Origin of the sequence: Lottiidibacillus patelloidae, assembly GCF_002262935.1 — a bacterium.
Classification (GTDB): domain Bacteria; phylum Bacillota; class Bacilli; order Bacillales; family SA5d-4; genus Lottiidibacillus; species Lottiidibacillus patelloidae.
Map to the genome: position 1 here is coordinate 71,964 of NZ_NPIA01000001.1, position 18,496 is coordinate 90,459.

General features: G+C 33.8%; 22 protein-coding genes, 1 pseudogene and 2 other annotated features. Of the genes and pseudogenes, 17 read left to right on the forward strand and 6 right to left on the reverse strand.

Going from position 1 to position 18,496, the window contains the following annotated elements; translation table 11 throughout:
- Positions 1-4: 4 nt before the first annotated feature.
- The 9 genes from CIB95_RS00445 (at position 5) to CIB95_RS00485 (ending at position 5,607) form a co-directional block, all read left to right on the forward strand.
- On the forward strand, positions 5-556 hold the full coding sequence (locus CIB95_RS00445) for a histidine phosphatase family protein (RefSeq protein ID WP_094920401.1): 552 nt from the start codon (positions 5-7) through the stop codon (positions 554-556).
- 97 nt (positions 557-653) lie between these two features.
- Positions 654-1,592, forward strand: a complete 939-nt coding sequence (locus CIB95_RS00450; protein ID WP_094920404.1) for an MBL fold metallo-hydrolase — start codon at positions 654-656, stop codon at positions 1,590-1,592.
- A 115-nt stretch (positions 1,593-1,707) separates the two neighbouring features.
- A complete protein-coding gene (locus CIB95_RS00455; protein WP_094920407.1) occupies positions 1,708-2,442 on the forward strand; it encodes a sulfite exporter TauE/SafE family protein in 735 nt (244 codons plus the stop codon).
- A 215-nt stretch (positions 2,443-2,657) separates the two neighbouring features.
- The gene (locus CIB95_RS00460) at positions 2,658-2,981 is read left to right on the forward strand and encodes an Mpo1-like protein (RefSeq protein ID WP_094920409.1); all 324 of its coding nucleotides are present in this window, start codon (positions 2,658-2,660) and stop codon (positions 2,979-2,981) included.
- 78 nt (positions 2,982-3,059) lie between these two features.
- Entirely contained in the window at positions 3,060-3,368 is a 309-nt protein-coding gene (locus tag CIB95_RS00465; protein ID WP_094920412.1) for an MGMT family protein, read from the forward strand.
- Between the two features lie 169 nt (positions 3,369-3,537).
- Positions 3,538-4,134: a hypothetical protein gene (locus CIB95_RS16380; protein WP_094920414.1), complete on the forward strand. Its 597-nt coding sequence runs from the start codon at positions 3,538-3,540 to the stop codon at positions 4,132-4,134.
- 101 nt (positions 4,135-4,235) lie between these two features.
- The gene (locus CIB95_RS00475) at positions 4,236-4,703 is read left to right on the forward strand and encodes an SRPBCC family protein (RefSeq protein ID WP_094920417.1); all 468 of its coding nucleotides are present in this window, start codon (positions 4,236-4,238) and stop codon (positions 4,701-4,703) included.
- A 14-nt stretch (positions 4,704-4,717) separates the two neighbouring features.
- Complete coding sequence (locus CIB95_RS00480; RefSeq protein ID WP_094920420.1) at positions 4,718-5,197, forward strand: DUF456 domain-containing protein; 480 nt, start codon at positions 4,718-4,720, stop codon at positions 5,195-5,197.
- A gap of 14 nt (positions 5,198-5,211) precedes the next feature.
- Positions 5,212-5,607 carry a hypothetical protein gene (locus CIB95_RS00485; RefSeq protein WP_094920423.1) on the forward strand — a complete coding sequence of 132 codons (396 nt, stop codon included), beginning with the start codon at positions 5,212-5,214 and terminating at the stop codon, positions 5,605-5,607.
- Between the two features lie 64 nt (positions 5,608-5,671).
- On the opposite strand, the gene CIB95_RS00490 is transcribed toward CIB95_RS00485, so the two are convergent.
- Positions 5,672-6,736: an SDR family oxidoreductase gene (locus tag CIB95_RS00490; protein WP_158217533.1), complete on the reverse strand. Its 1,065-nt coding sequence runs from the start codon at positions 6,734-6,736 to the stop codon at positions 5,672-5,674.
- Positions 6,737-6,861: 125 nt separating this feature from the next.
- Here CIB95_RS00490 and CIB95_RS00495 point away from each other — a divergent pair, with 125 nt between their 5' ends.
- Both CIB95_RS00495 and pssA read left to right on the forward strand, forming a co-directional pair.
- On the forward strand, positions 6,862-7,212 hold the full coding sequence (locus tag CIB95_RS00495; RefSeq protein ID WP_233143862.1) for a nuclear transport factor 2 family protein: 351 nt from the start codon (positions 6,862-6,864) through the stop codon (positions 7,210-7,212).
- 75 nt (positions 7,213-7,287) lie between these two features.
- Positions 7,288-7,980, forward strand: a complete 693-nt coding sequence (gene pssA / locus CIB95_RS00500; RefSeq protein ID WP_094920432.1) for a CDP-diacylglycerol--serine O-phosphatidyltransferase — start codon at positions 7,288-7,290, stop codon at positions 7,978-7,980.
- 16 nt (positions 7,981-7,996) lie between these two features.
- Here the strand turns inward: pssA and CIB95_RS00505 are convergent, their stop codons facing one another.
- Positions 7,997-8,512, reverse strand: a complete 516-nt coding sequence (locus CIB95_RS00505) for a phosphatase PAP2 family protein (RefSeq protein WP_094920435.1) — start codon at positions 8,510-8,512, stop codon at positions 7,997-7,999.
- Positions 8,513-8,646: 134 nt separating this feature from the next.
- On the opposite strand from CIB95_RS00505, the pseudogene CIB95_RS00510 reads away from it, so the two are divergent.
- The 3 genes and pseudogenes from CIB95_RS00510 (at position 8,647) to pyc (ending at position 13,315) form a co-directional block, all read left to right on the forward strand.
- Positions 8,647-9,081, forward strand: a pseudogene (locus CIB95_RS00510) (DUF1284 domain-containing protein).
- 254 nt (positions 9,082-9,335) lie between these two features.
- A complete protein-coding gene (locus tag CIB95_RS00515) occupies positions 9,336-9,734 on the forward strand; it encodes a VOC family protein (RefSeq protein ID WP_094920438.1) in 399 nt (132 codons plus the stop codon).
- A gap of 134 nt (positions 9,735-9,868) precedes the next feature.
- The gene (gene pyc / locus CIB95_RS00520; protein WP_233143864.1) at positions 9,869-13,315 is read left to right on the forward strand and encodes a pyruvate carboxylase; all 3,447 of its coding nucleotides are present in this window, start codon (positions 9,869-9,871) and stop codon (positions 13,313-13,315) included.
- 127 nt (positions 13,316-13,442) lie between these two features.
- On the opposite strand, the gene CIB95_RS00525 is transcribed toward pyc, so the two are convergent.
- The 4 genes from CIB95_RS00525 to CIB95_RS00540 all read right to left on the reverse strand — a co-directional run bounded on the left by CIB95_RS00525 (position 13,443) and on the right by CIB95_RS00540 (position 15,332).
- Positions 13,443-13,940 (reverse strand): AAA family ATPase, encoded by a 498-nt coding sequence (locus tag CIB95_RS00525; RefSeq protein ID WP_094920441.1) that lies wholly within the window; start codon positions 13,938-13,940, stop codon positions 13,443-13,445.
- A gap of 79 nt (positions 13,941-14,019) precedes the next feature.
- Positions 14,020-14,229 carry a zinc ribbon domain-containing protein gene (locus CIB95_RS00530; RefSeq protein ID WP_094920444.1) on the reverse strand — a complete coding sequence of 70 codons (210 nt, stop codon included), beginning with the start codon at positions 14,227-14,229 and terminating at the stop codon, positions 14,020-14,022.
- Between the two features lie 67 nt (positions 14,230-14,296).
- Positions 14,297-14,845 carry a hypothetical protein gene (locus CIB95_RS00535; protein WP_094920447.1) on the reverse strand — a complete coding sequence of 183 codons (549 nt, stop codon included), beginning with the start codon at positions 14,843-14,845 and terminating at the stop codon, positions 14,297-14,299.
- Positions 14,838-15,332 carry a hypothetical protein gene (locus CIB95_RS00540; RefSeq protein ID WP_094920450.1) on the reverse strand — a complete coding sequence of 165 codons (495 nt, stop codon included), beginning with the start codon at positions 15,330-15,332 and terminating at the stop codon, positions 14,838-14,840. Before CIB95_RS00540 ends, CIB95_RS00535 begins: the two co-directional genes overlap by 8 nt.
- A gap of 153 nt (positions 15,333-15,485) precedes the next feature.
- Positions 15,486-15,743: a binding site (T-box leader), on the forward strand.
- 40 nt (positions 15,744-15,783) lie between these two features.
- Positions 15,784-16,030 (forward strand) — a binding site (T-box leader).
- A gap of 61 nt (positions 16,031-16,091) precedes the next feature.
- Here CIB95_RS00540 and trpD point away from each other — a divergent pair.
- The 3 genes from trpD to CIB95_RS00555 are packed head-to-tail and all read left to right on the forward strand — an operon-like array spanning position 16,092 to position 18,483.
- Positions 16,092-17,120: an anthranilate phosphoribosyltransferase gene (gene trpD, locus CIB95_RS00545; protein ID WP_094920452.1), complete on the forward strand. Its 1,029-nt coding sequence runs from the start codon at positions 16,092-16,094 to the stop codon at positions 17,118-17,120.
- On the forward strand, positions 17,117-17,896 hold the full coding sequence (trpC, locus tag CIB95_RS00550) for an indole-3-glycerol phosphate synthase TrpC (RefSeq protein ID WP_094920455.1): 780 nt from the start codon (positions 17,117-17,119) through the stop codon (positions 17,894-17,896). Before trpD ends, trpC begins: the two co-directional genes overlap by 4 nt.
- Entirely contained in the window at positions 17,893-18,483 is a 591-nt protein-coding gene (locus tag CIB95_RS00555; RefSeq protein WP_094920458.1) for a phosphoribosylanthranilate isomerase, read from the forward strand. The genes trpC and CIB95_RS00555 overlap by 4 nt, the downstream gene beginning before the upstream one ends.
- Positions 18,484-18,496: the final 13 nt, after the last annotated feature.

An 18,496-nucleotide genomic window follows, 5' to 3' on the forward strand; every position in this document is an offset into this window, starting at 1 on the left:
TTTGATGAACAAGGAAATATACATCGTTAGACATTGTGCAGCGGAAGGGCAACCAGCAGACGCAAATCTTACAGATATAGGGATGAAGCAAGCAAAGAAATTAGCTGATTACTTTGTTGATAAGAATGTTGGTAGAATTTTTTCAAGTCCATACGTGCGCGCAATTCAGTCTGTAAAACCTTTAGCTTCTATGAAAGGCATTGAGATAGAAGTTGATGAGAGATTAGCAGAAAGAACGTTAAGTACGGAAAATCTAGCTGATTGGATGGAAAAGTTAAGAGAGACTTACGTTAATTTACAGTTAAAGCTTCCAGGTGGGGAATCAAGCAGTGAAGCGATGGAACGTGCTGTTGCTGTTATTGAAGATATTAAAATTAATGAAACAACATTGATTGCCTCGCACGGTAACTTAATCTCTCTATTATTAAAATATTATGATCCGGCATTTGGCTTTACCGAATGGAAGGAACTCAGCAATCCCGATGTGTTTTTATTGAAAATTACTGAGGGAAATGAAGGTGACTTTGAACGAATTTGGAATAATCCAGATTCGTAAAATATCTAATGAAGAATCTGCTCAATTGCAGGTTCTTTTCTTTTTCTGTAGAAATATTATTTTATATACAATTTGTGGTAATTAAAGGAGAGATTAAATGGTGAAAGCAATATCGTTTAAAAGTAAACATTTCACTCTAGAAGAAATTTGTCATGGTGTTTATGCAGCGATAGCTAAGGATGCTGGTAGGGCTGCAAGTAATGCTGGTTTTATTGATTTAGGTGAACAAACAATGGTGTTTGATACGTTTAACACGCAGCAAGCAGCCGAAGATTTAAAAAATGTTGCAGAGAAGATAACCAAACAACCAGTATCATGGGTAATTAATAGTCACCACCACGGTGATCATGTACGTGGAAACCAAGTTTTTTCAAAGAGTAACATCCTTTCAAGTGTAATAACGCGGCAACAAATACTTGAAAACCAAGCGTTAAAAATTCAGAAACAGCAGAATGATTTAGAAGGTTTGCACCAGTATATTAATTCATTGAAAACGAAGCTTGATAAGCAAGCCGACAAAAATATTGAAAACCAACTTAACTTCTTAAAAGAAATCGCAATCTCACTTCCATCTTTGAAACTTACACCTCCAAACTATACATTTAAGCAAGAATTCACGTTTTGTGGCTCTAAAAGAACGGCGAAGCTAAAGACTTTTGGGAGCGCACATTCAGCATGTGATGCTATTTTATACTTACCAGAAGATGAGGTAATTTTTATGAGTGATTTATTATTTGTAAATACACATCCGGTAATCTTTCCCGAATCTAATCCAGATCAGTGGATGACAATATTAGAAGAAATAGAAAAGCTGGTATTTCAGTTTGCAGTTCCTGGCCATGGTCCAATTGGTACAAAAACTGACTTATTGAACGTAAAAGAATATCTCGAAGAATTATATGAAGTTGTTAGCGACAGTGGAAATGTTGAAGAATTTCAAATGCCTGATAAGTATAAATCATGGTCATCACCATCGCTATATCAGCAAAATATCAAAAACGTAAAAGCTATAAAAGAGAATCATAATAAAGGGTAATAATTTTGAATCACAATTTTCCTGTGGCACAATAGTACCTTGATATGTTTATTTTGGAATATTGTCAGCGTTAGAATTAAACACTAAGAAGATAAACAGGTAGGGAATGATTTTGATGCAATGGGATTTAGTTTTTGTATTTTTAATTGTATTAATTGGAAGTATTATGCAAGGAGCTAGTGGCTTTGGCTTTGGTCTAGTTGTCATGGGTATTCTCCCACTTATGCTCACTGTAAAGGATAGTACGCTGTTAACGATGTCATTAGTTGTGGTCATGACAATTACTATTCTAAGTAAACTTTACAAATATATTGAACTTAAACAGATGCTTATAATTGTTGTATCAGCGTTATTTGCACGAATTTTTTCATTTTTGTTCTTAAATACTTATGGGGAAATGGATTTTTTAAAACAATGGCTAGGGATATTTTTAATAGTACTTGTTCTCTATTTGCTATTTTCGAAAAAAAAGAAAGAAAAGCCTGTCATAACTACACCACTATTGCCTATAATTTTAGGCCTGCTTGGAGGCTTTATTGGTGGAATCTTTGCTGTTGGAGGTCCATTTTTTGTTTTTTACTTTTTAATGATTTATGAAGATAAGCGTAAATACAACGCTAACTTACAGGCGTCCTTCCTCATTACTAGCTTATTTACGATAATCATTCATGGGGCTAATGGAGACTTTGATTCATCGTTTATTTTATATTTCCTTTGTGGTTTAGTTAGTGTTTTCATAGGAACATACATTGGATTAAAGTTGTTTGAGAAATTGTCCAACGAGATAATAAAGAAAATAGCTATGATGATGGTGACGGTTGCAGCTATTATTTTAATCTTCATAGGTTAAATTAAAACTCGAGCAGAGACATAAATTGCAGTTAGTAAAAAAAATCCAAGTATAATAAGTCTCATCCAGATCATTATTATTCCTCCTTAAATTATTAAATCTTATTAAGAAGGAGGGACTACCACATAATTTGAATGAGCTATTAGCAGGTTTTATTGTATTTTAGTTGAATAAACTAAATATAGATGAAAGAAACAAAGAGGATGAGAAATGAAATGATTTTAAGAATTAGAAATGATTTAATTAACTATCAAAAAGCACATCAAAATAAAGTGAATATTCTATTGCATTATTTTGCCTTTTTATTTGCTTTTTTAGGTTGGATTTATTTATTTATTGATATTAAAGTAACTATAATCTTAGCAACCTCACATTACATACTTTCTAGCATTGGTCACATTTATTTTGAGAAGAACAAACCTGGAGCTATTAAGCGTCCTTGGTTAGGTTTTTACGCTGGTTTTCTTTGGTTTTTCATGCGAACCTATGAGCTATTAACAAGGAAAAAAGTATTGCCAAATATATATAGTAATAATTAATAGAGATATGGATTAGGCGGAGTTTATTCTAAGCTAACTAAGTAAAAACGGTGTTTTTAAATCGAGGAGTTGTACATATTGGAGAGCTTCACAGTAAAAGCGATAAAAATTATTAAGTGTATTCCTGAAGGTAAAGTTATGACATATGGGCAGATTGCTACATTAGCCGGTAGCCCAAAAGGAGCTAGACAAGTAGTTCGTATCTTGCATTCGATGAGTAAGAAATATAACTTACCTTGGCACCGTGTAATAAATGCTAAAGGTGAGATTAGTATTCAGGATGAAGAATTATTTATTAACCAAAAGATGATGTTAGAAAATGAAGGAGTAAAATTTTTAGGAGAAAGAACTATTAATCTAAAGCTATACATGTACGTTATAGAATAGCTATTATTTTTTAGCTGCCTTAAAGTATAGGCTGCTTTTTTTGAGCCTTTTTTAATATGAAATTGTTTAAAAGATTTACTAATCGGGTAAATACAAATATCAACTAAGAAGAATTGCTATTTCGAATGTAAGTTTGATGTTAAAATAATAACTAAAGAGGTGGAGCCTGATGCAAGAAATGCTAAATCTGATTATTGAAAAACTTGATTCATTAGACAAAGGGCAGAACCAGCTAGTAGGAAAAGTATCAAATCTTGAGCAAGGCCAAAAAGAACTAGTTGAAAAAGTAACAAAGCTTGATGAAGGCCAAAAAAGTCTTGAGCAAGGTCAGAAAGAACTAGTAGGAAAAGTAACAACTCTTGAACAAGGCCAAAAAAGTCTTGAGCAAGGTCAGAAAGAACTAGTAGGAAAAGTAACAACTCTTGAGCAAGGCCAAAAAAGTCTTGAGCAAAGTCAAAAAGAACTAGTAGGAAAAGTGACAACTCTTGAGGAAGGCCAAAAAAGTCTTGATCAAGGTCAAAAAGAACTAGTAGAAAAAGTATCAAATATAGATAACAGACTAAATAATTTAGAACTTAGGAATGAAGAGATGCAATTTGATGTTACTGAAATTAGAAAAACAGTTCATCGTATTGAAGAAAATCTACCAAAGGACATAGAAGCTATTCTAGGTAGGATTAATAAAAATGTTGATGATAAATGCGACGCGTTAAACAAACGTGTTTTTAAAGTTGAAGCTGAAATTGAAAGATTAAATAGACAGTGACACGGTAATGGAATTCTATATTCATTACTGTTTTTGTTTTAAAGGGATATATTATAAGATTATAGAAATGGTATAAAATAAAATATATGAGGTGGTCTACGATGAAAAAATGGACAAGTGAAATAGAAATTAATGCACCAATAGAAAAAGTATGGGATTTATTTGATGGGTCACTTGAAAATATGCAAAAAATCATGCCGCAAGTAATAGAAAATACTCCGGTTAAAGAAACAGAAGAAAAAGTTGGATCTGTTACTCGCCAAAAATATAAAGAGGGAAAAAGGGTCGAGGAATACGATGTGGAAACTTTATTGTATAAAAATGAACCTAACGAGAAGGAACTTAAAGTGGGCTTTACGCTTGCAAAAATGTTTGAAATTACAGCTCATTATAAACTAGAAAAGATAGATGAAAATAGAACATTTTTTAAGTATACAGTCACAAATAAAGCGTTAAAATGGTTTGTTAAATTCTTTCTTCTTTTTGCTACTGAAAAGGTCGTTACTCAATTCATGAAGCGAGTAAAAAAAGTTGCTGAAGAAGAAAGTGAAGTTTTAGTAAATAATTAAAGGATGTGCAAATAATGACTTTAGTATGGTCAATTATTATTACTATTTTATTTATCTTAAGTTTTATTGGACTTATTTATCCAGTAATCCCAAGCGTACTACTGATTTGGGGTGGATTTTTCATTTATCATTTCTTAATTAATTCAAATGAATTAGGTTTTTGGTTCTATAGTATCATGGTTGGATTAACAGTTATACTATTTGTAGCAGATTTAATTTTTAATAACTTCTTTTTAGATAAAACAAATACTTCAAAGCTAGGAAAAATTGTTGGGGCAATTTCGCTTATTGTAGGCTCGTTTATATATCCGCCTTTCGGACTTTTAATAGTACCGTTTATTTCTGTCCTACTAGTAGAACTTTCACAAAGAAAAACTTTGAAAGAGGCAAGCTACTCTTCCTTAGGAACATTATTTGGCTTTTTATCTAGCTCCTTAGCGAAAGCACTTTTGCAAGTGATGATGATTGTTTTATTTATTATATGGATTTTATAGAAGGACTGGCATAAATGATGAAGAAAACAATGGCGTTAATACCAACTTTAATTATTGCTTTAGTATATATTTTTTTGTTTCATAATGGAGATTCGGTAGAATATGAAGTTCTCACTAGAGAAGATTATCCGAAAGAGATCCAGGAAAAACTGGAACAAAAAATAAGAAATGATAAAGAAATAATAGTGATCCACGACAAAAAGAATACATATATTTATTTTAGTCCAGACCACACTACGAATGAATACATAACAACTTCTTTAGATGTGAAAAAGAACAAAAATAAATATGTTGTAACGGCAAAGGTATCTTATGCGACAAACGATACAAATGTAAATGATGAGATATTAATTAAATTACATAAAATATCAGAAGATGATATTTCAATCAAAGAAATTGATAATAAATAGAAGGCATTAATAACTAAAACAATACAAAAGAGTCTGGCGCTTGTGTCCCAGACTCTTTGTATTTTTATTCGACAGCTACTTTATCGGCCACAAAAGTACTTATGATTTTCTTTAGTGTTTCAAGTGTTAAGTCTAACTCTTTTTCTCCAGCACTAGATAAAAGTTCTTTCGTATTTTCTATTTCAAATGTAATCGTACGGTCCCAATATTCATGGAAAACAGAAAGTGGACTGTTTAAGAAAAGCTCCATTTCTGAAAAATATTGAGGCTCTAGATGTGGTGATAATTCAAGGTTTGGAAAATCAAGTACTTCCCTTATAAGTTCGAATACAGATTCGTGACTTGGAGGGTTAGGGTTAGTAATATGGTATATTTTATTAGCTTCGGCATATTTAAGACCAAGAGCGAGAACTTTTGCTACATAGTCAACTGGAACAATGTTTGATGCAGTTTTCGGTTCAATTTTCAGGCGATAATTCGTCTCTTGCCAATTATCTTGCTTACTAACTTTTCTTTTTAATAGTTTTAATCCGCGAAGTAACCCGTACAATGCAAATGTTGTATCCGCTTCTCCAGTGACAGAGTCACCAATAATGATAGAAGGACGCATAATAGATACTTCAAAATATTTGTTATACTCAAGTGCTAGGTGTTCTGTTGCGCATTTACTCTCCTCATATGGGTTAACGAATAATCCGTTTGTATTGTGTAAAGTTTCGCTTGCATACGTTTTTTTACCAAGTGTATAAGCTGTACTTACATAAATAAATTTAGTAACAGCAATTGCTTTTGCAAACTCTAACACATTTTTTGTACCTTCTACATTAATACGAAACGTTTCATCCTTACGATTTTCATCGAATGACAATAGTGCTGCCATATGATAAATTGCATCAATATTATGCTTTAAGTCATCTGCTACAAGTTGTGAAATGCCGAGATTGATGGATGTAATATCACCATAAATCGCATGTACTTTTTGCGCATCGCTTTTTGACAAGCTTTCTAATAAAGTTTGATATTTATATTCACTACGGACGAGTAGATAAAGTTCGTGCCCTTCAACGATTAATTCCTTAATTAAACGTTTCCCTACAAATCCAGTTGCTCCAGTAAGTAATATGTTCATGCTGTAGCTCCTTTGTTGGATATATTTTTTAACTCTCATTATTATAACATTGATAGAAAAGAATAAGAATACATGCTAGACTACAAGGATAATATAGGAGTATTATTGAAGGGAAGTACCAAATCGTGGATATTAGCGTACATGAACAATTGTTATTCTTAGAGAAACAGCTTCTTGCACATAATGTTAGAAAATCAAAGGATCATTTAGATAAAATTCTTGCTGATGATTTTGTTGAATTTGGGAGCTCGGGAATAGTTTTTACAAAAAAAGATATTATTGATAGGCTTAGCACAGAAGAAGAAATTGATTATGTCCTCACAAATTTTCATACCAAAATCTTAGAAGAAAATGTTGTCTTAACAACTTTTGAAATAGAAAAAAACGCAGGAGTTAAGTATACGTTACGCAGCTCAATTTGGAGAAAAACGGATGGTAAATGGCAAATAGTGTTTCATCAAGGAACACCAAAATAGTCATAATATGAAAGAAAAACCGATGGATATTAATAAAACATATAGAGAAAATAATACATAATGGAGAGTGATTGTATGTTAAAAAGAGGAATTCCGAATGCGTTTACATTAGGAAACTTATATTGCGGGTTTCTTTCTGTCGGATTTGCGGCACAAGGGCAATTTAAGAATGCAGCTATATTAATATTAATCGGAATGATGTTAGACAGTATGGATGGACGGGTAGCCCGTATGTTGAATGCAGAAAGTGAACTAGGGAAAGAATTAGATTCATTAGCTGATGTTGTAACATTTGGTGTTGCTCCAGCATTTTTAGTTTACTACACGTCATTTGCGGATTTTGGTATGTTAGGTTATCTTGTTGCAGCTTTATTTCCGTTATTCGGTGCATTTAGATTAGCAAGATTTAACATTAAAGCAACAACATCTTCATCTAAATATTTTACAGGTGTACCAATAACTGCTGCAGGTGGAATACTAGCACTATTAACGTTATTCGGAGACAAAATTCCTAATATTGTTGTAAGTGTTACCTTTACAGCACTATGTTTTTTAATGGTTAGCAAGGTTAAAATTCCTAGTTTCAAGGAAATTCCACTACCTAAATACGGTACAATTATTACCGTTTTCTTAGGTTGTGTAATATACCTCGTTTACAAACAGACACATGAACAATTTCCAATTTTCCTATATATTGCAATCCCTCTTTACATTGCATATATCGGATATAGAATTAACAAAAATAAAAAGCAAATAAAACAAAAATAATGTAATGAATACCCTTCTAGTGAGAAGGGTATTTTTTCTTTTCGTTTTGAAATCGGTCTACAACAACACTAATAAGAGATCCTATACATGCACTTCCAATAATATCAGACGGATAATGGTGTCCAAGCCAAACCCTAGATAGTCCTGTTAATAAAGACAAAGTCGATAAAACTAAACCTATTCCCTTTTTATACATGATAATGGAAGTCGAAACAGCAAACACTAGAAGGGTATGCTTACTTGGAAATGAAGAGTCCATCTTACAAGGCTTTAATATCCCGACACGATGTTTTACAAAGGGACGGGGTTTATAAGAAAAAATACGGATCATTAGATTAACAAGATAAGCAAGGCACATAGAATAAACAGCATTTTTGCCTACTTCTTTATTTCTTCCTTTACAAATTAATAGAAATAAAATAGCAAATAAATATAAATAGCGTGCTCTATTTGATATTAATATCATCAATTTATCAACCCAAAAAGATCGACCAGCCAGTTGGTTAATTAATTTAAAAAGTTTATAGTCCATAGTGAAATTCCTCCTATATAGATATGGTGTAATTTCCCCTCGTTTAGCTAAATAATTCATAGAGGGAGAAAGGAATTTATCACTTAAATTAGAATAGTTATAGGAGAAATACTTTTATGAATGGATGAAGAATTATGAAGAAATTTAGTAAATATAGAGTATTACGAGGACATCATTTGTTATGTGTTCATGGGTTCCAAGGGATGGGGTATAGCCCAAGTTTCGTAGAAAAAATGAGTGAAATTGTTAATGAGATAAGAAACGAAAAAGTGGACTTTCCAATACAAATTGTAGAAGGCTTTGATGAAGCATGTTCAGCATGTCCTCATCAAGGAGAGACGTTATGCCAAAGTACAGAAGAGGGAGACGCACACGTCAGATAATTAGATAAGAATGTCATGGAAAAGTTAGATATTAAGCATGGTGAAATTTGGTCAAAAGACAAATTAGTAGCGCATACTGCCAAACATATCAATGCAAATGACTTAGACACATTATGTGCTGGATGTTCCTGGTTATCTTACGGAGTATGCAAAGAGGGAATAGAAAAGTTAAAGGAAAAGGTATAGGTATAGGTATAGGAAGTATCGTTGGGGGAGTAATTGTGAAGACAATAGCTTCTTTTTTATTTACATGAACAACTTAATGATTGAGATAATAAAGGAAGAAGGAGGATGCTATGGAAAAACAGGATAAGAGAAAGGTAGTAAAAACACTAAGGAAACATGTTGAAAAATTAGATGCTCTTATTAAAGAAAAAGGGAATTAAGATGCAGATGAGGAATGTATAAGATAGAAAAATAATAAATATGAGGTGAGAGGTATGGCAAAACTTTATAACTATATTTTTTCTAGAAATGCGAGAGAGCAATCAGAATTTTATGCCAAAGCACTAAATGGGGAAATTAAAAGTATACAAACATTTGAAGATGTTCCTAATACAGATGAAAAAATTAAAGATAAAATTATGCATTTAACTCTTGATATTAATGGAGCAACAATTTTCATGGCAGACGCTATAAACGAACCGGTAAAAACAAGTGGATCAGTCGATATCGGATTAGAGTTTGCTAGTGAAGAGGAAGCAAGAATTGCCTTCGCTAACCTAGCAGAAGGTGGGCACGTTATTATGCCAATTGAAAAACAGTTTTGGGGAGCAATGTTTGGTCGTCTCCATGATAAATATGGTATCCTATGGCAAATTGTTACGGAACATGAATAAGATGCAGAGGAGTTTCTTACATTATTAAGAAGCTCTTTTTTATATTAAATAATTTCCATAATATTCTATACAGCACACTTAATGTGTTATACAATATTATTAATATGTCATACTTATTGTAAAGGGGGATTAATATGATAGCCACAAAAAGCATTCGGAAGGTTATGGTAGCCAATCGGGGAGAAATTGCTATTCGTGTATTTCGTGCATGCACAGAATTAGGTATTCGTACTGTAGCAATTTACTCTAAAGAAGACTCTGGGTCCTATCACAGGTATAAAGCAGATGAAGCATACTTAGTTGGAGAAGGAAAAAAACCTATTGATGCTTATTTAGATATTGAGGGTATCATAGACGTTGCTAAAAAAAATGATGTCGATGCCATTCATCCTGGCTATGGCTTTCTCTCAGAAAATGTTCAATTTGCAACACGCTGTGAGGAAGAAGGTATATTTTTTATAGGTCCGAAGCCAATACATTTAAGTATGTTCGGTGATAAAGTGAAAGCACGTAAACAAGCAATTCTTGCTAACATTCCAGTCATACCTGGTAGTGATGGTCCTGCTGAATCATTTGCAGAAGTGAAGCAATTTGCAGATGAGCATGGGTTTCCTATTATCATAAAAGCCTCGTTAGGCGGCGGCGGAAGAGGTATGCGAATCGTAAGAAATAACTCTGAAATGAAGGAAGCCTATGAGCGTGCAAAATCGGAAGCAAAAGCAGCTTTCGGCAATGATGAAATCTATGTAGAAAAATTTGTAGAAAAACCGAAACATATTGAAGTACAAATTTTAGGAGACAATGCTGGAAATATTGTTCATCTTTTCGACAGAGATTGTTCGGTACAAAGAAGACATCAAAAAGTAGTCGAAGTCGCTCCAAGTGTTTCAATTTCAGACCAATTGCGAGAGAAGATATGCAATGCTGCGGTAAAGCTAATGAAAAATGTTAATTATGTTAACGCAGGTACTGTAGAATTTTTAGTTGCTCAAGATAACTTTTATTTTATTGAAGTAAATCCACGGATCCAAGTTGAACATACGATTACTGAGATGATTACTGGGATAGATATCGTGCAGACACAACTTTTAATTACAGATAACCATTTGTTGCATAGTAATGAAATAGAAATTCCTAAACAAGAGGATATTCGTACGAATGGTTATGCAATTCAATCCCGCGTTACTACAGAGGACCCCCAAAATAACTTTATGCCTGATACGGGAAGAATTATGGCTTATCGTACCGGTGGAGGGTTTGGAGTTAGATTAGATGCCGGCAACGGTTTTCAAGGGGCAGTCATTACACCACATTATGATTCATTATTAGTTAAAGTATCGACTTCTGACATGTCGTTTGAAAAAGCAGCGCGAAAAATGATGCGAAATTTAAAAGAGTTTCGAATCCGTGGTATCAAAACGAATATTCCTTTTTTAATAAATGTTATTGAACATGAGAACTTTTTAAATGGGAAGTATGACACCTCATTTATTGATACTACGCCAGAGTTGTTTAATTTTCCAATGCAACGTGACCGAGGAACGAAAATGCTTTCCTATATTGGAACTGTTACAGTAAACGGGTTTCCAGGAGTGAATAAAGAAAAGAAACCTGTCCATGCTATGCCAAAAATTCCTAATGTCGAAAATATTAATTTCCAAAATGGAACAAAGCAAATTCTCGATAATGAAGGGCCAGAAGGAATAAAAAAATTTCTATCAATGCAAAAAGAAGTTTTATTAACTGATACAACATTCCGTGATGCACATCAATCGTTATTAGCAACACGTTTTAGAACTAATGACTTAAAAAAGGCGGCGGAACCAACAGCTAAACTTCTTCCAAATTTGTTTTCTTTAGAAGTTTGGGGAGGAGCGACTTTCGATGTTGCATATCGCTTTTTAAATGAAGACCCTTGGGTGCGTTTGCATACTATTCGTGAAAAAGTACCAAATATAATGCTGCAAATGTTACTAAGAGCTTCTAATGCAGTTGGTTACAAAAACTATCCAGATAATTTAATTGAAGCATTTGTAGAGAAATCAGCTAGTAATGGTATTGATGTCTTCCGGATATTCGATAGTTTAAACTGGGTGGAAGGCATGAAACCAGCGATTGAAGCTGTATTAAATACAGGAAAAATTGCGGAAGCTTCTATTTGTTATACAGGAGATATTCTAAATCCTGCACGACAAAAATATTCTTTAGATTACTATGTTACGCTAGCAAAAGAGCTTGAAAAAGCAGGAGCACATGTTTTAGGGATAAAAGATATGGCAGGCTTATTAAAGCCGCAAGCTGCATTTAAACTTATTTCAACATTAAAAGAAGAGATAAACCTGCCAATTCATTTGCACACTCATGATACGAGTGGAAATGGGTTGTATACGTATGCAAAAGCAGTTGAAGCTGGTGTAGATATCGTGGACGTAGCAATGAGTTCAATGGCTGGCCTGACATCACAACCTAGTGCGAGTTCTCTTTTTTATGCACTTGAAGGAACTGATAGAAAGCCGAAAGTAGACATTGAAGCATTAGATCAACTTTCTCATTATTGGGAAGGAATCCGTCCGTATTATCATAGTTTTGAAAGTGGTATGAAATCACCTCATGCAGAAGTATATAAACATGAAATGCCTGGTGGACAGTACAGTAACTTAAAACAGCAGGCAAAAGCAGTAGGACTGGAAGATCGCTGGGATGAAGTGAAAGAAATGTACAAAGAAGTAAACCGAATGCTAGGAGATATTGTAAAAGTAACTCCATCATCAAAAATAGTTGGTGATATGGCATTATACATGGTACAAAATGACCTTACGGAAGAACTAATAGTAAAAAACGGTTCAGGGCTGGATTTCCCAGACTCGGTTATTGAATTCTTCAAAGGTGAATTAGGGCAGCCATATCAAGGTTTTCCAAAGGAATTGCAACAAGTCATATTAAAAGGACAAAAGCCACTGACAAACAGACCAGGAGCTTTATTACAACCAGTTAATTTTGATGAATTAAAAGAAGAGTTATCGAAACTCACTGAAAGAGAAGTCACGGAGTTAGACGTGATATCTTATGCTCTTTATCCAAAAGTAATAAAAGATTACTTAGCGAAAGTCTCAGCTTTTGGTAATATTTCCGTCTTAGATACGCCTACATTTTTCTATGGCATGCGATTAGGTGAAGAAATAGAAGTAGAGATTGAACAAGGAAAAACATTAATTGTTAAATTAGTATCAATCGGCGAACCACAAGAAGATGGAACGAGAGTCATTTACTTTGAACTTAATGGACAGCCGCGAGAAGTAGTAGTTGTTGATGAGACAATTGAACAAACTGCAGTTAAAAGGCGAAAAGTAGACAGTAATGATGAAAAGCAAATTGGTGCGACAATGCCAGGGGCTGTTATTAAAGTATTAGTAACTAAAGGTGAAAAAGTTTATCAAGGTGATCATTTAATGATCACAGAAGCAATGAAAATGGAAACAACTGTGCAAGCCCCTTTTACAGGAATTGTGAAGGATATCTATGTCGATGCAGGCGAGGCAATTCAAACTGGAGATTTACTAATGGAAGTTGAAAAGGCATAACAAAAATTCGCAATGCAGCTCCACTCTGATCTCACGTAAAAAATTTATAGGGAAAACATAGAAACGCAGAGGCCACGGTATCCTCTGCGTTTCGTCTTATTCGCTAACACGATATAGAACCCATTTGTCACTTCTTTCCATGCATCTCTAAAATGTTTAAACCCTCTGAGACATCAGGTTCCTCAAAAAAATTAGTAACATGAATAAACATCTCTTCCGTGTCAAAGGCTGCTCTTTCAGGTTGTTCTTTACGCCTTTGAGCTATTTGAAGTAGGCATTGTTCGTTACTTAGGTTAAGAAAAATTAGTTGATGTCTTGCATTGACTTCTGATGACATTTCCAAAAACCACTTTCGCAGTTTTTGTGTGTTAGCGGGAAAATCCATCACTACATCCGTACCGACACATAAGAGGTTTTGGACATGCTTTTTCACCAACGGCTTAATCTGCGTTGAGAATTTTAAATAGTCCTCAAATGAAGCTATCTGATTGGGGTAAAGAGATGATAGCCATTCATCCTCAGACAACAGGACAGCATGCTTATCAAGTGCCAATTGTATTGATTTAGTCGATTTTCCTGCGCCCATCTTTCCACAGAAAAAGTATAAAGTTCCCAACTGCTTCAATTTTTTATGTCCCCCTCGTGAACTTAGTAAAGGGATTGTTGCCTACAATATATGTCGCTGATGGTGAGCCACGCTTTTCTTACCCGCCAAAAAACAAGTCAACAATGTTACCAGCAGTAGAGCTTTTTTTGTTGTATAGTTCTGAATAGCCACAGTCTGTACATGAAATGACGATAAATTTATTGTGCTGAATATCTAGTAATTTTGAAAGTCCAGTCCCTGTTGTTGCAATTTCCTTTTGTGTTGTAGTCGTACAACCACATTTCACGCATCCTTTTTGATCACTCATCATTATTCCCCCATATCTATTATCTTTTTATAATTCTTATTCCATAAGACAATAGTTAAAACCTCTTTTATGAAGGAGACTTTTCTTTTCTTAAGCGAGTGTGGATATATAAGAAGGCTGCCAAGTTTAAATAAACAACAATAGCGTAAAAAGGGAAACTTAAAAACAGGTTCCAACCCTTGTATAAAAATAGGTGAAAGAATTCTACTGATACCCACTCAAAAAATGTTAGTAAAGCAGCGCAGATAAAGACAAATGTTGTTTTCTTTGGCCGCTTTACTAAAAAATAGAATAGAAAAATATACAACACACCAGGATAGGTGATGATGTGTAGTGGCATATCAAATAACTCTCCACTATTACGATCAACAGTATCATATAAATCGACAGGTTTAACAGCTAAAACGTAATCTCCAACAGACGCGTAATATATGTTAAATAAAAAAATAAATAGTAATTCTGACAATGATATCTTTCTATATTTTTTATGAAGAAAGATAATAATTAAAACAACCATACTAGTAATGAAGATTATCCACCATTCATTAGCATCAAATTGTTTCGGACTTATTGGCTCATAAATTTTCCTGAAAAGTGAAATTAGATTATTATCCATTTATGTGCCCTTCCTTCTTTAGAAGGTTGCCAAACTTTTTCATGAAAAATATTGAAGTGAGTAAGGAAAAGACATTTAATATTGTCACAATAGTCAAAGGTAATAGTTGACCGTGCTTAATAATGAAAGCCCCTAAAAATATATCGAGTTCAAGTAAGAAAAGGTACCCGATTAGCCAAGAGAAGGAATACAAACTGATGATCTTTATTGACCTCTTTTTCTTAATTGCTCTTAGCACAAATACAAGAAAAAGCGGATACATAATGACAAAATGTACATATGTAGTAAAGAATTCAATATACTTTGCCTTTACTGTTAATGATTCATATGCAGAGTGATACAAGTTAAAAGACCATGAGCAAATTGCTACACAGAAGATGGTAATACATAAAAGTTCAAACCAATGGAAAGTCGTAGTGAATGTTTTAATTTTTAATAAAAGGGTAATAATTAGAATAATACTTATAATTAAAATAAATGGTAACATGACACATTTTCCTCTCGCTATATTAGTTGTTAGTTTAGCCAACTTTTTAAAAAAGATAATTGTTATTGGAAAATTTATGTCATTTGTGTTGACATTTTAATATTTTCATAATAATATGAAAAGCAATAACATTTCACTTACATTCTTTAAATAGATAAAGCGTTGAAGAAGAAGAGTAATGATCATGGAAACTTTAGAGAGCTGGTGGTTGGTGGGAACCAGTGTGGAAATGATTATGAATGGCCTTCTGAGCTTTCAAACCGAATCCTTAATAAAAAGGTAGTAGGCTTTGACGAAATGTCTCATCGTTACAAGAGGCACATATTCAAGCAGTTATTGCTTTGATATGGTTAGAGCTATTGCTTTTTTTAGCAATAAATTAAGGTGGCACCACGGTCCCTCGTCCTTTTGATGATGAGGGGCTTTTTTGTATTTAAAAATAAATAAAATAAATAAATCGTTGAGTAAGAGGAGTACATTTATTTGATGCGTTACAGAGAGTGAGGGATAGTGGGATCTTCACACGCTAGAATAAGTCGAATGGGCTTACGAGAGGCTTTTTGAAAGTTAAGTAGGAAAGCACGGGATTCCGCCGTTAAAAGGATAGAGTATCGGAGAAATAAAATCTCCCGTACTTGAATAGAGAGGGAGTATTAGTTACTCCAATAGAGGTGGCACCGCGAATATTCGTCCTCCATAAGCACATTCGTGTTTATGGGGGACTTTTTTATTTTAATAACAAATTAGGAGGAGTAAAAAATGAAACAATATTTAAACAAACTGATGACTGGTCAGTCCTTATCATTCGTTGAAATGAAAGAAGCGAGTGAGCTTATGCTAAGTGAAAATATTTCAGATAGTGAAATCGCAGCCTTTTTAATTGCATTAAAGGCAAAGGGAGAAAGTGTAGAGGAAATGGCAGGTTTAGCCACAACGCTAAAAAATAAAGCACATTCTTACCAGCGTCCATCCACTGGAATTACTGATAATTGCGGAACTGGTGGTGATGGCTCACAAAGCTTTAACATCAGTACAACCGCAGCTTTTGTAATTGCTGGTGCTGGGGAGAAAGTCGCGAAACATGGAAATCGCAGCATCTCTAGTAAAACTGGAAGTGCCGATGTATTAGAATCGCTTGGAGTAGCATTAGATTTCTCAACAGATGAAGTGGAAGAATTACTGAATGAGAACGGAATTGCTTTTTTATTTGCTCCTTATGTTCATCCAAAAGTGAAGCGAATTGGAAAAGTTAGAAAAGAACTGAAGCTACCAACAATATTTAATTTAATAGGGCCATTAACAAATCCTGTTCCACTTGAGACACAATTAATAGGAATTTATAGAAGAGATTTACTAGAAAAAATGGCTCAAGTTTTAAAACTTTTAGGCAGAGAGCGAGCGATTGTTATTAACGGTGCTGGATATCTTGATGAGGCTTCTTTAGCAGGTGAAAATCATTTTGTTCTTTTAGACAAAGGTAATATTACAAAACATGCTTTTCACCCGAGTGATGTAGGATTACATGTTTATGAAAATAATGAAATTCGCGGTGGTTCTGCCTCAGAGAATGCAGAAATCTTACTGCAAGTATTACAGGGGAAGGAAGGGCCACACTTAACAACCGTCTTGTTAAATGCAGGGTTAAGCCTTTATGCAACAGGTAGAGCTGGATCGATTGAAGAAGGTATTCGGTTAGCTAGACATAGCATTACAAGTGGAGCTGCATTAAAAAAGTTAAGATTTTTGCAAACATACAGTAACGATAGAAAGCGAGGAATGATTGTATGACAATTTTAGATGAAATCATTGCCAATAAGCACATTGAATTAGCAAACCTTCCGAAACTAGATTCAGTAAATGTTTCTAACCGGAAGCCGAGAAGTTTATTTAAAACATTTAAAGAGAATGCAAATATGAATATTATTGCAGAAATAAAAAGAGCATCTCCATCTAAAGGCGATATTAATATCACAGTTAATATTAAGGAACAAGCAAAAGCGTATGTTGAAAATGGGGCAGGGGCAATATCAGTTTTAACTGATGTCACTTATTTTAAAGGAACGATGGATGACTTAAGAAATGTAAGAGATGTAGTCAATGTTCCAATTTTATGTAAAGATTTCATCATTGATCGAAGACAAATAGATATAGCAAAGAATGCAGGTGCCGATGTTATTTTACTAATTGTTGCCGCCTTAACCAAAGCAAGATTAACTAATCTATTTAACTATGCGCGACTTCACGATTTAGATGTTTTAGTAGAAGTACATGATGAAGAAGAACTCTCTGTTGCACTCGATCTTGGTGCAAAGATAATTGGTATTAATAATCGTAACTTACACACGTTTGAAGTTGACTTAAATGTTACCGAGCGCCTAGCTTCTCTAGTAAACAAGAATGAAATTGTAATAATTAGTGAGAGTGGTTTTTCTACAGGAGAAGACGTTGCAAAAGTAGCAAATGCTGGAGCGGAAGGAATTTTAGTTGGCGAAACGTTAATGAAAGCAACAGATTTAAAAGAAAAGATGCAAGAGTTACAGGTGTTAAAAGGAACAAAGCAATGAAAGTAAAGATATGTGGTATTAAAGATTTAAAAACAGCATTAGTAGCATGCCAATTAGGTGCCGACGCAATTGGTTTTGTGTTTGCTTCCAGTAAGCGTCAAATAACAGTTCAGCAAGCAAAAGAAGTGTCTGAATTCATACCAAACAACGTTAAAAAGGTAGGTGTATTCGTTAATGAAACAATAGATAGAATACAAGAGATTGCTTCGATTACAAAACTAGATATGATTCAACTTCATGGACAAGAAACAGAGCAATTTTGCGAGGCTATTCATCTTCCGGTCATTAAAGCATTTTCTGTTACAAGCATAGAAAACATGCAACGAATTAATAAGTTCAAAGTACCGCTATATCTTTTAGATAGTGCACAAGCTGGAAGTGGTCAAACATTTGATTGGCAATTACTTAAAGATAAAGACGTTCAAAAATCAAAATTAATGTTAGCGGGAGGACTAACTCCAGAAAACGTAAACCAAGCAATAAAACTAGTAAAACCAGCATGGGTAGATGTTTCTAGTGGTGTAGAAACAAATGGTTATAAAGATCTGAAGAAAATAAGAGACTTTATTTATAATGCTAAAAGGTAAAGGAGAGAAAAGA